Here is a 13,598-nt window from a genome sequence, read left to right as displayed (position 1 = left end):
GGCGGGCGCGACCATGGACGCCAAGGCGCGCCTGCGCAGGCTGACCTACCTGGCCCATCGCTGGCTGGGGGTTGGCGGCTGCCTGCTGATGCTGGTGTGGTTTCTCAGCGGCATCGTCATGCTGTATGTCGGCTACCCGAAGCTGACGCCCGAAGAGCGGTTTGCCAGCCTGCCTGTGCTGGCCGCAGACGCGTATCTGCCGATGGACGCAGCGCGGCCCGGCGGCGCGCTTGCCGTTCTGACGTCGGTGCGCGGCGAGCCGACCTACATCGTCCCAACCCCGGACGGCCCGCGCGCCTGGTCCGCGCGCACCGGCCGGCCTGACGGCGTCGTGACAGCGGGCATGGCCGTGGCCGCGGCGCACGCGTTCTGGCCTGCGGGCACGGCCCGGTATGCGGGCCTGATCGACGAGGACCGCTGGACGCATTCGCGCGGGCTGGACCGCCATCGCCCCCTGCACAAGGTGAACATGGAAGGCGACGCGCCGGGCACGCTGTATGTGTCTTCGGCGACGGGCGACGTCGTGCTGGACGCGCCGATCGCCCAACAGCGCTGGAACTACGTCGGCGCGTGGCTGCACTGGCTGTACATGGCGCGCGACCGCTCCGTCGATCCGGTGTGGAGCTGGATGGTGATCGCACTGTCGGCCGTCTGCACCGTGCTGGCTGTCAGCGGCACGGTCGTCGGCGTCTGGCGCTGGCGTTTTCGCGGCCGCTACAAGACGGGCGCGCGCACGCCCTACCGTGAGGCCTGGATGCGCTGGCACCACATCATCGGTCTCGCCTTCAGCGCGTTTGTCTGCACGTGGATCTTCAGCGGGCTGATGTCGATGAACCCGGGCGGGCTATTCGCCGGCTCCGATCCCGGCCCCGACCGGCAAGCCATGGCGGGCGCGCCAATCGCCGCGCCGATTGCGGACCCGCAGCCGGTATTACAGGCGTTGCACGCCGCGGGCTTTGAACCGGTTCAGCTCGAATGGCGGCGGATGGCAGGCCAGCCGTACGTGCTGGCCCGCGACGCGACGGCCGGCAGCCGCATCGTTCGCCGGGAGGATGGTGCATTGCTGGTGCAGTCGATGTGGCAGCCTGATGCGGTCCTTGACGCCGCGCGCGCGCTGTTTCCCGGCGCGGCCGTTCAGGCGACGTTGCTCGATCACTACGACGCCTATTACTACGCGCGCCACGCCGAAGCAATGAACGGCGGCGCACCACGGGGCCTGCCAGTCCTGCGAATGGATTTCGACACCCCGGCCGGTGACCGCGTCTACGCGGACCTGCGCACGGGCGAGGTGGCGCTGAGCCTGTCCCGCGCGCAACGGGTCGGGCGCTGGCTCTTTTACTTCCTGCATAGCTGGGACACCCCCGCCCTGCTGAATGCCGGGGTGGGCCGGGACGTGGCGCTTATCCTCTTGAGCCTCGGCGGCCTGGCCGTGTCCGCCACCGGCATCGTGCTGGGCGCGCGGCGGTTGGGCTGGTCGCGCGGGCGCCAGTAGAATTGCGCAATCTTCCGACAGCAACGCACGAGATGACGCTTCCTCCAGAACCCTATTCCCCCCGCCGCATTGCCACGCTGGGCGTGTGGCGCGAGGCAGGTCATTCGATCAAGGCGTACGGCATCCATCGAGACCCGAACGCTGCGGGTCCGATCCTGTCCGATCCCGTCAACGCGTCAGTCCGCGCCGCCGTGCGCGACGTCCTGGACGAACACGCTGGCGGTCCGCGCACCCATGGTCTTGGCTACTGCATTGCGCACGTAGGCGAGGAGGCCGTGTGGCTGCTCGTGGACTGGTGGATCTCCGGCGGCATCGTGTGCCAGCGCATGCTCTCCGCACCGTTGGCCCAGCCGGACGCGTTTGCGCCGGTCAACGCGCCCGCGCTGGCTTGTGTGTGGGAACTGGCCGTGATCGCGCATGAACGCGACGCGTGGGTGCGGCACATGCTTACCGAACGGCCAGACGCGGACGGATATCTGCACGACGTGCTGGCCGCCGGGCGATATTGACGCGGGGCGCGCGGTACGGACGCGGGCCCCACGTTATTGGCGCGGCGTCAATCCGAGTGTGGCTGCGGCGGGGTGTCCATCGAGGCATCGACCTCGGAGATCGTCTCGCCCGGGTAAGCGACGCGGGCCGCAGCCGCGGCGTCGTCGCGCGTCGGATAGGAGCCGGCATCCTCCTGGACGCCCAGCAAGGCGATGCCGCGAAAGCCCCAGTGGCCATCCGCGCGTTGAAAGACTTCAACGATCATTTCTCTTCCTCGTCGCGGTCCGGCGCGGGACGCGTGTCGTTGCTGCCAGGCAGCGTGCCGCTTCGCGCCTCGGCTTCTTCCTGCGCCACGGCCTGATCGAAGCCCGGCTGGTCGTGGTTGCGCGCGCGCGGCGGGTGGTCAACGTCGGGCACGCGCTCCGGCGTGGTGGCATGGCCGGACGGGCGCAACGCGCCTTTGTTGACGTCGGGCTGGCCGGGAATGGATTGTCGGGCGTTGTCGGATTTCGGTTGCGTCATGGGAAAGCTCCGGTGCATCAAGGTGATGGTAGGCGAGCAAGTGCCGTTCCTGCATGCGGCACCCCATGACGGGGGCAAACGCTTCACGGCCCCTCGTTCAATGTGCGCAGGAACGCGGCGATATCCCTTGCATCCTGTTCGCTGACGCCCAGGTCGGGCATGGCCGTGCCCGGTTTGACGGCCGGCGGGTTGCGCAGCCATCGCTCCATGTTGGCGGGCGTATTGGGCAAGACGCCCGCGATGTACGGCCGCTCGCCCATCTGATCCAGCGCCGGGCCCACGTAGTTCCATGCGCCGGGCACGCCCGGGATTGCGTGGCACGTCACGCAAAGATACTGTTGCAGCGCATCGCGCCCAGCCCGCGCGTCTCCCACACGGGCCGCCGGCTGGGCGTTTGCCTGCGGCTTTTCCGCCGGTTGTCCATCATCGCCACGCCGATAGTCGTCGGCGGACAGGCCCGGCAACACGCGCAGAAACGCCACCACGTCCCAGATCTCGTCGTCGGACAGCCGATACTGCCACGCCGGCATGCCGGTCATCTTGATGCCCTGCCGCGTGACCCAGAAGATTTCGGCCGCCGTGCGCGTGCGTGCGGTGGCGACGAGCGCGGCGGGCGCCGGATTCAGCCCCAGCGCGTACGGCTGAGGCGCCACCCCCGGCCCGCCGTGGCACTGGGCGCAGTGGGCGCGGTACAGACGTGAACCGTTCTGGATGCGCTCGGCGGTGTCCAGTTCAGGCGGCACGATATCCGCAGACCGCATCTTCACGGCCCGCGTCAACGCGACATCCAGCAGGTGGTGCACCGGCGTGGTGTGCGGCGATGTGGCCGTCACGTCGTACATGCCGAAATACACCACACCGCCGCCAACCGCGCCTGCGGTGGCGGCAGCGGCAACGAGCGTGAGGGCGGCAGTGCGCTTCCAGCGCTTCATGGCGACCTCGCCTTGCGGTCCGCGCGCTGCATCAGATAGGCGGCAATGTCCTCGGCGTCGGCCTGTTGCAGGCCGGTGTCGGGCATGGCCGTACGGGGATTCACGGCAGGCGGATCCATCAGCCAGCGCACCAGATTTTCAGGGGTGTTGGGCAGCAGACCGGCAACGTACGCCTGCCGCGCCATGTTGCCCAGCGGCGGCCCGACGCGGGACGCCGGACCGCTGACGCCGGGCACGGTATGACACGCGGTGCAGCCGTGCTCGGCAATCAACCGGCGGCCTCGGTCGGGGTCAGCCCGTTCACGCAATCCGCCCGCCGCGTCCGCAGGAAAGAGCGGCGGCTTGTCTTCCTGACACGCGCCCAGCAGCAACATCGCAGCCAGGGCCGGTAGCAGGCGGTTGGGTCGGGCTAGCCGGCGCAATGCCGTCTCCTGAATCGCGCAATTTGGCGCAGAACCTGGACTTGCCAGCAACTCCTGTGCCTGCGACTTCCGCTGCGGACGCGGGCACGAAAGATGCTGACGATGCCTCTCGCGGGCCGGCGGCCCGTTGGCCTTGTCGGCCAACGCGCGCCGGATCATCCACTACAAGAACATGGCGAAAATCCTTCTTATCGTGCTCGCCGCCGCGTTGCCCTTTGCCGCATCGGCTCAGCCCAGCGGCGAGGACGCCGCGCGCATCGCCGAGATCGGCTGGGTCCTTTACGTGGGTGCGGCGGCGATCTTCGTTGTAGTGGCCGCGCTGCTGGCGCTCGCGATGTTCGGTCCGGTGACGCTGCGACGCCGGCTTTCCCGGCCCGGGCTCATCATCGGTGCGGGCATCGCGTTTCCCGTCGTGGCGTTGACCGCCCTGCTCGTCTACGTGCTGACGCCTTCCCCATCGGCGGCCCGGGACGCTGCATCATTTGCCGCGCGCATCGAAGTCACCGGCGAATTGTGGTGGTGGCGCGTGCGCTATCTGGATGCGTCCGGCGGCGTGATCTTCGAGACTGCCAACGAGATCCGCATCCCCACGGGCAAGCCCGTGCAATTCCTGCTCAAGTCCGACAACGTGATCCACAGCTTCTGGATTCCCGAACTGGGCGGCAAGCTCGACATGATCCCCGGCCGCGTGAACCGGATGCGCGCGCTGGCTCGGACCCCGGGCACGTTTCGCGGCCACTGCGCCGAATATTGCGGCGCGCAACACGCGCAGATGCTGTTCGACGTGCAGGCGGTGGACGCCGAGGCCTTCGACGCCTGGGTGCAGGCGCAACGCCAGCCGGCAGCCGCGCCCGACGCCGCGCTGAGACCGGCGGCCGAGCTATTCAATCAGGCCTGTGCGCAATGCCACACGGTGCGCGGAACAGAGGCACGCGGCACGCTGGGACCGGACCTCACCCATGTGGGCAGCCGCCCGTCCCTCGCGGCGGGCATATTGCCGAACAACGTGGGCGCGATGGGCGGGTGGATCGCCGGCAGCCAGCAGATCAAGCCCGGCAATGGCATGCCGTCCTTTGACCAATGGCCGGGCGAGGACTTGCGCGCCGTGGCCCGCTACCTGGAAGGCCTGAAGTGACGCGCCCGACATCCCCGACCGAGCTTCCCAACGCGTTGCCGCGGCCCGAAGGCGAACTCGAGCAGCTTGAACGCGCCTGGAAGCGTCCCACCGGATGGCGCGCACTCACGGTCGTGAACAACACGTCCATCGGCCTGCTGTACATCGCCACCGCGCTGCTTTTTTTCATCCTGGCCGGCGTGCTGGGGCTGATGATGCGCACGCAGTTGGCTGCGCCAGACAGCAACCTGATCGGCCACGAACTCTATAACCAGCTCTTCACCATGCACGGCACGGTGATGATGTTTCTGTTCGCGGTGCCGGCTGTCGAAGCCGTAGCCGTGCTGCTGCTGCCCAACATGCTGGGCGCGCGCGACCTGCCGTTTCCACGGTTGTCGGCCTACGCTTACTGGGCCTATGCGATCGGCGGGCTGGTGTTCTTCTGCAGCATCTTCGTGGGGTTGGCGCCCGATGGCGGCTGGTTCATGTATCCGCCGCTGACCAGCACCCAATACTCGCCCGCGGTGAACGCCGATCTGTGGCTGCTGGGCATCGGCTTCATCGAGATTTCGGCAATTGCGGGCGCCATCGAGCTGGCCGTCGGCATCCTGCGTACGCGCGCGCCCGGCATGACGCTCGACAAGATCCCGGTGTTCGCCTGGGTGATGCTGGTGTTCTGCGGCATGGTGATCATTGCGTTTCCTGCGGTCATCGTGGCCACGGCCCTGCTTGAGCTCGAGCGCGCCTTCGACATGCCGTTCTTCATTGCGGCGCGCGGCGGCGATCCGCTGCTTTGGCAGCATTTGTTCTGGTTCTTTGGCCACCCGGAGGTCTACATCATCTTCCTGCCCGCCGCCGGCATGGTGTCGATGATGATTCCCGCGATGACCGGCACACCGCTGGTCGGCTATCGCCTGGTGGTGCTGGCCGTCGTGTCCACGGGGTTCCTCAGCTTCGGCCTGTGGGTCCACCACATGTTTGCGACCGGCATTCCGCAGCTGTCGCTCAGCTTCGCGTCGGCCGCCAGCATGGCGGTGTCGGTCCCGACCGCCATCCAGATCTTCGCGTGGATCGCTACCATTGCCGCCGCCGTCCGGCTGCGCCCGCTCAAGACGCCGACGCTGTTCATCCTGGGATTCTTCTTCGTGTTCGTGATCGGCGGGCTGACGGGCGTGATGGTGGCCGTGATTCCGTTCGACCTGCAGGCGCACGATACCTACTTCGTCGTTGCGCACCTGCATTACGTGCTGTTCGGCGGGATGGTGTTCCCGCTATTCGCGGCGTTCTACTACTGGACGCCCTTCATCAGCGCGCGGCGGCTGTCTGAACGGCTGGGCCGCTGGGCCTTCTGGCTGATGTTCGTGGGCTTTAACGTCGCGTTCTTTCCGATGCACTTCACCGGGCTGGCCGGCATGCCGCGCCGCGTCTACACCTACGCCGAGAGCCAGGGCCTGGGTCCGCTGAATCTGCTGTCGACCGTGGGCGCCTACCTGATCGCCGCCGGGGTGCTCGTCTTCCTGATCGATCTGGCGCGCAACTTCCGGCCGACCATCGACAACAATGCGGGCAACGTCTGGGACGCCGGCACGCTGGAGTGGCTGCCCAGCGGCAGCTACGGGCTGCGCAGCGTGCCTACGGTCACCAGCCGCGAGCCGTTGTGGGACCAGCCCGGCCTCGCGCGGCAGGTCACCGATGGCCAGCATTACCTGCCCAATTCGCCGGCTGGCCTGCGCACCACGCTGGTGACCAGCGCGCTGGACGCCCGGCCCGACTACGTGCTGCCGCTGCCCGGCCCCGCGTGGTCGCCGCTGCTGGCGGCCGTGGGCACTGCGGGATTCTTCCTGCTGCTGACCTTCAAGCTGATGCCGCTGGCGGCGGCCTTTGGTGTGCTGGCCGTCGTCTCGCTGTGGCGCTGGCTGTGGGACGCGGATACCGGGTCGGATTACCCCCCGGTTGAGATCGGCGGCGGCCTGCGGCTGCCCATGATGTGTTCGGGCAGCGCGTCGCATGCGTCGTGGGCGATGGTGCTGCTGCTGATCGTCTGCGCCAGCATTTTTGGCTCGTTGCTGTTCAGCTATCTGTTCCTGTGGACCACGAATCCGCAGGCCTGGCCCTCTGCCCGCGCGCTACCCTCGGCCGGGTGGCCGATACTGTCGACCGTCATGCTGTTGACGGCCGGCGCCATTGCAGCGGCCGCCGGACGGTTGATGACGCAGGACCGGCAAGCCGCGCTGCGTTGGTGCGTCGCAGGCGCGGCGCTGTTGCTGACGGCAGCGCCTGCGCTTGACCTGACCGCGCAATGGCAGGCGGGGCTCCGCCCCCAAACCTCCGCCTACACGGCAGCGACCTACGCCGTCGCGGCCTTGCAGGCGCTCTTTGGCGGAATTTCGGCCGTGATGGCCATCTTTACGGTGGCGCGGTCGCTTGCCGGACGGCTCAGCCCCACGCGCCGCGCGGCGTTCGACACCACCCGGGCGATGTTGTTCTACACCGTGGCGCAGGGGCTGATCGCGCTGGCGCTGCTGCACGCCTTTCCGCGGCTGACGGGGTAAGGCATGCAGACGCGCTTCTCGGTAGAACTGCTGTACCTTATCGCCGGCCCGCTGATCTGGCTGGTGCACTTTCTGTTCATCTACATCGTCAACGCGCTGGCCTGCGCGCGTTCGGCGCTGACCGGCCTGTGGCTTGGACTGCCGGTGTCGTCGTGGATCATTGTGGCCGGTAGCGTGGCCGCACTGGCCGGAATGGCGCTGGCCGCGTGGCGCCAGCATGCGCGGGCGCGGGCGCAGCATGCGCCGCCATTTCACGCCTGGCTTTGTGCCGCGCTGTGCGGGCTGTCGGCCGTGGCCGTCGTCTGGGAAACGCTGCCGGTATTCCTGATGGCGGCGTGTCTTTGAAACCACACACCGCCGCTGACGCTATTCCGCCCACTCCGGGTCACCCGTAAAGACCACCGTCAGCCAGCGATCCGGGCTGTCCGCGCCAAGCGCCTCCCCGATCTCATCACGCAGGCTGTCCCACGCTTTAATGCCGCGCGCCGGCGTGTCGGCCGGCACGATGAAATACAGCTCGATTTCCTGCGACCGGCCGACCTTTGCCACGTACGCGCGGTACGACGCGAAGCCATGGCGTTGCACGAAGGCCTGCGCCACCGAGTCCACGTGCCGTTTCAGGTCGGCCGGCGTGACGAGCAGCATCTCGGACAACGCTTGGCGGATGACCGACAGCGGCAAGGGGATGATCACCGCGCACACCACGGCCAGCACGGCCGGGTCGATGTAGGGCGAAATCCATTCCCAGCGGGTGCCCTGCACGCCAAACCCGATGCAGAACGCCACCAGCAGCGCGGCCGTGATGCTGGCCGACATGATCCAACCCTTCAGGTCCATGTGCAGGAATGCCGACCGGATCCGCCGGTTCGCGCGCGCCTCGGCCAGCGCGATTGCCACGCAGGCGGTCAGCGTAAGCACGGCATAGATGAGCGCCAAGCCAAACTCCAGATCGCGCCCACCTTTGAGCAGACTGCTGATCGCGTTGATGAGGGCGTAGATCGCCACGCCGCTGAGCAAAATGCCGTTCAGGGCCAGCACCATGGGTTCCAGATGCCAGAACCCCATCGTGAAGCGCTCTCGCAGCTTGCGCGGCAGTCGGCAGGACGTGGCGTAAGAGGTAATCAGCCGCACGACAACCAGCGACAGCGCGCTCATGCTGGCGTCGACCAGCGAATAGACACCATCGAAGACGATGGAAAACGATCCCGAGGCCACGCCAAAGCCGATACCGATGGCGGCGATGCACAGTGTGACCGCGATGGATATCCGCAACACGCCCTGCTCCGAGCGCAGGTCGAACAATGCCGTTCGTGAGGTCATGCTTCCTCCGTGGGGGACTGATCTGGCGACACGATAACCGTATAGATCCGCGGGCGGTGCATGGCTGGGTTCGACGACACCTATGGGAGCGGAAGATTTTTCTGGCATTACCTACTAAACGTAGGCTACGATTCGTACACTACGTTTGGTAGGTTAAATCTTCCGATCAAAGGAATTCGCCATGCATGCGCTCATCGTTGTTGCTCATCCCGACCCGGCGTCCCTGACGCACGCCATCGCCAAGCAGGTCGCGCAAGGGGTTGCGCAGGCAGGCCCGCAGTCGGAGCCGCCGCATTCTTTCGAGATGGCGGATCTGGCCGCCGAAGGCTTCGACCCGCGCTTCACCCAGGCCGACGTGGACCTGCACCTGACCCGTTCCAACCCGCCCGCGGACGTGACCGCCGAGCACGCGCGCCTGGACCGCGCCGATGCGCTGGTGCTCGTGTACCCCGTTCATTGGTGGTCGTTTCCCGCCTTGATGAAGGGCTGGATCGACCGCGTCTTCACCAATGGCTGGGCCTACGACGCCCCGCCCGACGGCAAGGTCGTCAAACGCCTGCAGCGGCTGCAGGTGCATCTGGTCGCCAGCGGCGGCGCCGATATGCGCACCTATGCCCGGCACGGCTATTTCGGCGCAATGAAGACGCAAATTGATCACGGCATCTTCGGCTACTGCGGCGCGCGCGTGGCAACATCCGATCTGCTGGTCGCGTCCGACGCCGGATACCCCGAAGCGCACCTGACCGCCGCGCAGGCCATCGGCCAGCGGATCTTTGCCCCGCAGTTGTGAGTTTGACCTCGAAGAGACCCTTGATGACGTCCCTATCCGCCCCCTCTCCCCGCCGCCGGTTGTCCAAGGACGCACGGCAACGCCAGCTCATCGACGTGTCCTGGGCGCTGATCCGCGATGAAGGCACGGACGCGCTGACGCTGGGCCGGCTTGCTGAACAGGCCGGCGTATCCAAGCCGGTCGTCTATGACCACTTCGGCACCCGCAACGGGCTGCTGGCGGCGCTGTATCAGGATTTCGACCAACGCCAGACGGCGATCATCGACGACGCCATCGCCGCCAGCAAACCCACGCTGCAAGACAAGGCAGACGTCATCGCCACCCGGTACGTGGAATGCGTGTCGGCGCAGGGGCGTGAAATCCCGGGCGTGCTGGCTGCGTTGAATGGCTCACCGGAACTGGCCGCGGTAAAGACGCAATATCAGCACGCGTTCATCAGGAAATGCCAGGACATCCTGGCGCCGTTCGCCGGCTCCCAAGGCGTTTCCTTGGCCAGTCTGTGGGGCATGCTGGGCGCGGCCGACGCGCTCTCGCAGGCGGCGGTCGCAGGCGAGATCACGCAGCAAGCCGCGCGGGACGAGTTGTTCCGGATCATCGTAAACATGGTGAAACACGCGCGCCCCCCTGAAAAATAGGGTTTGAACTGCCCTATTTTGTTGCGGTGACCACATGCGCCTGGATCTTTCCTGTGATCGGACCGGCACCGTAGCGGGCGGCCAGAACCTGCGCCGCTCGCTCCGTGGTGGGCATCAGCAGACTCGCGTCGCGCGCTTCGATTTCGTTGCGCAGGGGCGTGCCCTGGCAGAAGGCGGTCGCAGCTTCCTGGGCGGATTGCGCACGGCTGACTTCCTCGTGCGTCTCGATTTGCACGTCTTCAAAGCCCGCCCGGCGCAGGTCATCCTGGATTCGCGCCTTGTCGTAGTAACCATGAGGCGTGCGCGCGATAAAGACCGGTGGGTTCTCCGGAAACATCTCGGCGACCGCCTGTGCGACAACGGCAGCAAATTCATTCTCTTGAACGCTGTCCCACACACTGAAGACAAAGCGCCCGCCCGGCTGCAGGACCCGGCGCGCCTCGGCATAGGCGCCTATTCGGTCAGGAAAAAACATCGCTCCAAACTGGCAGCACACGACGTCAAGGGTTTCGTCCTCGAACGGCAGGTGCATGGCATCCGCCTGCCGCCATTCGATACGGTCGCCGTCTGCCTGGCGGGCGGCTGCGTAATCGAGCATGGGCTGATTGAGGTCAGTGGCCACATAGCGCGTCCCGGCGCCCAGCCGCGGCGCCAGCGCCCGTGTAACCGCACCGCTGCCCGCTGCCGTTTCCAGCACCGCGCGCGGCGAAAACCCTGCTACCCGCTCCGCCATGCCCGCCGCATAGGGCGCGAAGATCATGGGGACCATCAGGGAGTCGTAAAGCTTCGGAATCGAACCGATGAATGCCTTGTCGAAGTCGGTCATGGTGCTACTCCTTTAACACGCCGCGCGCCGTCAGCGCGCCGGCCTATGGAGAGTCGAGCAACGCCGCGCAGGCTTCCGCCAGGTCGCCGAAGCCATGCAGGAGCACGTCCGGCGCAAGTTCCACGGCAGGGATTTCCGTATACCCAAAGTCGACCAGCACCAGCGGCGTGCCGGCCCCGCGCGCGGCGCCCGCATCGGTGTCGGCATCACCCACCATGACGGTGCGAGCCAGATTGCCACCCACGGCCTGCACGGCTTCGATCAGGTGTGCGGGATTGGGCTTGGCCGCAGACACCGCGTCGATGCCTACACGCCGTCAAGGTCGAAAGCGATGGTGGCCCCTTCCAGGGCGATGAGATCGGTCATGAACGGCAGCTCCGCTTCGGGTCTGGCGGTCGACCTGACCCAAATACATAGCTTAGCGCTGAGCGGCCCCGCCCACACTACCGGCGTATCCCTCGCCCACGCCGCCAGATGCCCGCATGGGCAATCATGGTCGGAACCTCAGGCGCGAGCTCGATACACTAGCCGCGTATCCGCCCTCATCCGCCGATCATGCCCGCTCGCGATCCTCATAGACCCCGTCCCGGGGACGACGCCCTGCTGGACCCTGCGCTCCTGCGCCGCCTGTTGCGCGCAAAGGATCTGATGGACGCCGCGTCGCACGAGGCCTGGCCCGTCAGCCGGCTGGCCGAAGTCGGCGGCGTTTCGCCTGCCTATTTCGCCCGCTCATTCAAACGGGCGTTCGGGATGCCGCCTCATCGTTATCTGATGACCCGTCGCATCGAACGCGCCGTCACGTTGCTGCGTGATACCGGCATGAGCATCACGGACATCGCCTTTGCGACCGGCTGGGAAAGCCTGGGCACGTTCGGCCGCACCTTCCACGACATCACCGGATGCAGCCCCGGCGCCATGCGTGGCGACCAGCAGCGTGCCGCACCGTGTACCGCCATTCCCGTCTGTGTGCTGCAAGCCGTCCAGCGTCCCGATCTGGCCACCGCAGTTTTGGAGAAGCGGCGCCTCGCCGGCAACGCTACAGTGCGGCCACCCACCAAGGAGAAATCATGACCGAAGGCGTCAATGTCGCAGGCATATACGTGGAAGACCAGGACGAAGCGCTGGCCTTTTACGTAGACAAACTGGGGTTTCGCGTACATACGGACGTGCGCAACGGACCCTACCGCTGGCTCACGGTCCAGCATCCCGAGCAGCCGTCGTTCCAGCTTGGCCTGTTCCGGCCGGGTCCGCCCATCCACGACGAAGCCACCGCTCAGACCTTGCGCGCCATGGTTGCCAAGGGCGCGATGCCGCCCTTGGTGTTGTCGGTGGCCGATTGCCGCGCCAGCCATGCCCGCCTGAAGGCGCTTGGCGTGGAGTTCACCCAGGAGCCCGTGGACAGGTACGGAAGCGTCGACGCGGGCTTTCGGGACCCGTCGGGCAATGGGTGGAAGATGATCCAGTCGCCAACGCGCGCCGCCTGAACGCGGCGCGCGTTGGCAAGACGTCCTGCTATTCCACCGACGCGCCCGACTTCTTCACCACTTCCGCCCAGCGCGGAATCTCGGTCGCCATCAGCTCCCGAAGCTCATCCGGTGTGCTGCCGACCAGTTCCATGCCCATGGTCTTGCCCAGCTTTTCCTGCACGTCGGGTTCTTTCAGGATCAGGGCGATCTCGGCGGCCAGCTTGTCCAGAATGGGCTTGGGCGTGCCCTTGGGCGCGTACACCGCCTGCCAGGACGCCATCTGGAAGCCCGGCACGCCTGCTTCCTGCATGGTCGGGACCTCGGGCGCGAGGGCGATGCGGTCCTTGGTGGTGACGGCCAGCAGCTTGAGCTTGCCGGTCTGCAGCAGCGGCAGCGCCGCCGTCATCTGGTCGAACATGAACGTCACCGCGCCGGACGAGACATCCACCATGGCGGGCGGCGTGCCCTTGTACGGCACGTGGGTGAGCGGCACGCCAATCATGCCGGCGAACAGCTCACCGGCCAGGTGCGTCGAGGTTCCGGCACCCGAGGACGCGAACGTGCGCTTGGTGGGGTCGCGCTTGAGCAGCGCGATCAGGTCGGCCACCGAGTTCACGCCCAGATTCGGATCCACCAGCAGCACGTTGGGCAGGAAGGCAATCAACGACACCGGCTCGAAGTCTTTAACCGGGTCGTACTTCAGGTTCTTGTACAGGCTGGCGTTGATGGCATGGGTGCTGATCGTGCCGCCGAACAAGGTGTAGCCATCGGGCGGCGCCTTGGCGACGTACGTGGCGCCGATGCCGCCGGCGGCGCCCGGCTTGTTTTCCACGACGACGTTCTGTTTCAGGCGGTCGCCCAACTTCTGGGCCAGCACCCGGCCCACCACGTCGGTCGAACCGCCCACGGTAAACGGCACCACATAGGAAATCGGCTTTTGCGTGGGCCAGTCGGCGGCGCTGGCGGGCAACGCCAGCGTCCCGAAGACCGCGCCGGCCAGAAGCGCGGCAAGCGCGCCACGTCGTTGCGTGTTCATGA

Annotated in this window: 17 protein-coding genes; 9 read left to right on the top strand and 8 right to left on the bottom strand. The window is 66.8% G+C overall.

Features of this window, described 5'->3' with window-relative positions:
* Nucleotides 1-13: 13 nt before the first annotated feature.
* Nucleotides 14-1,492, top strand: coding sequence for a PepSY domain-containing protein (locus MHZ91_RS04955; protein ID WP_239212727.1), 1,479 nt, complete (start codon nucleotides 14-16; stop codon nucleotides 1,490-1,492).
* A gap of 32 nt (nucleotides 1,493-1,524) precedes the next feature.
* Complete coding sequence (locus tag MHZ91_RS04950; protein WP_239212726.1) at nucleotides 1,525-2,001, top strand: hypothetical protein; 477 nt, start codon at nucleotides 1,525-1,527, stop codon at nucleotides 1,999-2,001.
* A gap of 47 nt (nucleotides 2,002-2,048) precedes the next feature.
* On the opposite strand, the gene MHZ91_RS04945 is transcribed toward MHZ91_RS04950, so the two are convergent.
* From MHZ91_RS04945 to MHZ91_RS04930, 4 genes are all read right to left on the bottom strand, one after another.
* On the bottom strand, nucleotides 2,049-2,246 hold the full coding sequence (locus MHZ91_RS04945) for a hypothetical protein (protein ID WP_175121331.1): 198 nt from the start codon (nucleotides 2,244-2,246) through the stop codon (nucleotides 2,049-2,051).
* On the bottom strand, nucleotides 2,243-2,503 hold the full coding sequence (locus MHZ91_RS04940) for a hypothetical protein (RefSeq protein WP_239212725.1): 261 nt from the start codon (nucleotides 2,501-2,503) through the stop codon (nucleotides 2,243-2,245). The genes MHZ91_RS04945 and MHZ91_RS04940 overlap by 4 nt, the downstream gene beginning before the upstream one ends.
* A gap of 83 nt (nucleotides 2,504-2,586) precedes the next feature.
* Nucleotides 2,587-3,435, bottom strand: coding sequence for a c-type cytochrome (locus tag MHZ91_RS04935; RefSeq protein WP_239212723.1), 849 nt, complete (start codon nucleotides 3,433-3,435; stop codon nucleotides 2,587-2,589).
* Nucleotides 3,432-3,857, bottom strand: a complete 426-nt coding sequence (locus MHZ91_RS04930) for a cytochrome c family protein (RefSeq protein WP_239212721.1) — start codon at nucleotides 3,855-3,857, stop codon at nucleotides 3,432-3,434. The genes MHZ91_RS04935 and MHZ91_RS04930 overlap by 4 nt, the downstream gene beginning before the upstream one ends.
* A 172-nt stretch (nucleotides 3,858-4,029) precedes the next feature.
* Between MHZ91_RS04930 and MHZ91_RS04925 the strand changes: the two genes are divergently transcribed.
* The 3 genes from MHZ91_RS04925 to MHZ91_RS04915 are packed head-to-tail and all read left to right on the top strand — an operon-like array spanning nucleotide 4,030 to nucleotide 7,868.
* A complete protein-coding gene (locus tag MHZ91_RS04925; protein WP_239212719.1) occupies nucleotides 4,030-4,992 on the top strand; it encodes a c-type cytochrome in 963 nt (320 codons plus the stop codon).
* A complete protein-coding gene (locus MHZ91_RS04920; protein ID WP_239212718.1) occupies nucleotides 4,989-7,523 on the top strand; it encodes a cbb3-type cytochrome c oxidase subunit I in 2,535 nt (844 codons plus the stop codon). Before MHZ91_RS04925 ends, MHZ91_RS04920 begins: the two co-directional genes overlap by 4 nt.
* Before the next feature lie 3 nt (nucleotides 7,524-7,526).
* Nucleotides 7,527-7,868, top strand: coding sequence for a hypothetical protein (locus MHZ91_RS04915; RefSeq protein WP_239212717.1), 342 nt, complete (start codon nucleotides 7,527-7,529; stop codon nucleotides 7,866-7,868).
* Between the two features lie 21 nt (nucleotides 7,869-7,889).
* Here MHZ91_RS04915 and MHZ91_RS04910 read toward each other — a convergent pair whose 3' ends face one another.
* Nucleotides 7,890-8,843, bottom strand: coding sequence for a cation diffusion facilitator family transporter (locus MHZ91_RS04910; RefSeq protein ID WP_239212716.1), 954 nt, complete (start codon nucleotides 8,841-8,843; stop codon nucleotides 7,890-7,892).
* 181 nt (nucleotides 8,844-9,024) lie between these two features.
* Between MHZ91_RS04910 and MHZ91_RS04905 the strand changes: the two genes are divergently transcribed.
* Nucleotides 9,025-9,633, top strand: coding sequence for an NAD(P)H-dependent oxidoreductase (locus MHZ91_RS04905; protein WP_239212715.1), 609 nt, complete (start codon nucleotides 9,025-9,027; stop codon nucleotides 9,631-9,633).
* A gap of 23 nt (nucleotides 9,634-9,656) precedes the next feature.
* Nucleotides 9,657-10,268, top strand: a complete 612-nt coding sequence (locus MHZ91_RS04900; protein ID WP_239212714.1) for a TetR/AcrR family transcriptional regulator — start codon at nucleotides 9,657-9,659, stop codon at nucleotides 10,266-10,268.
* 13 nt (nucleotides 10,269-10,281) lie between these two features.
* Here the strand turns inward: MHZ91_RS04900 and MHZ91_RS04895 are convergent, their stop codons facing one another.
* Both MHZ91_RS04895 and MHZ91_RS04890 read right to left on the bottom strand, forming a co-directional pair.
* A complete protein-coding gene (locus tag MHZ91_RS04895) occupies nucleotides 10,282-11,094 on the bottom strand; it encodes a class I SAM-dependent methyltransferase (RefSeq protein ID WP_239212713.1) in 813 nt (270 codons plus the stop codon).
* A 43-nt stretch (nucleotides 11,095-11,137) separates the two neighbouring features.
* A complete protein-coding gene (locus MHZ91_RS04890; RefSeq protein WP_367353542.1) occupies nucleotides 11,138-11,398 on the bottom strand; it encodes an HAD hydrolase-like protein in 261 nt (86 codons plus the stop codon).
* 251 nt (nucleotides 11,399-11,649) lie between these two features.
* On the opposite strand from MHZ91_RS04890, the gene MHZ91_RS04885 reads away from it, so the two are divergent.
* Nucleotides 11,650-12,165, top strand: a complete 516-nt coding sequence (locus MHZ91_RS04885) for a helix-turn-helix transcriptional regulator (protein ID WP_175136338.1) — start codon at nucleotides 11,650-11,652, stop codon at nucleotides 12,163-12,165.
* A complete protein-coding gene (locus MHZ91_RS04880) occupies nucleotides 12,162-12,578 on the top strand; it encodes a VOC family protein (RefSeq protein WP_175136337.1) in 417 nt (138 codons plus the stop codon). Before MHZ91_RS04885 ends, MHZ91_RS04880 begins: the two co-directional genes overlap by 4 nt.
* 28 nt (nucleotides 12,579-12,606) lie before the next feature.
* Here MHZ91_RS04880 and MHZ91_RS04875 read toward each other — a convergent pair whose 3' ends face one another.
* Nucleotides 12,607-13,596, bottom strand: coding sequence for a tripartite tricarboxylate transporter substrate binding protein (locus tag MHZ91_RS04875; RefSeq protein WP_105239161.1), 990 nt, complete (start codon nucleotides 13,594-13,596; stop codon nucleotides 12,607-12,609).
* Nucleotides 13,597-13,598: the final 2 nt, after the last annotated feature.

Source organism: Achromobacter sp. ACRQX, from assembly GCF_022346505.1.
GTDB classification, from domain to species: domain Bacteria; phylum Pseudomonadota; class Gammaproteobacteria; order Burkholderiales; family Burkholderiaceae_B; genus Achromobacter; species Achromobacter animicus.
Note: the sequence above shows the minus strand (reverse complement) of the source record. Positions and strands in the feature narration are given on the sequence as shown.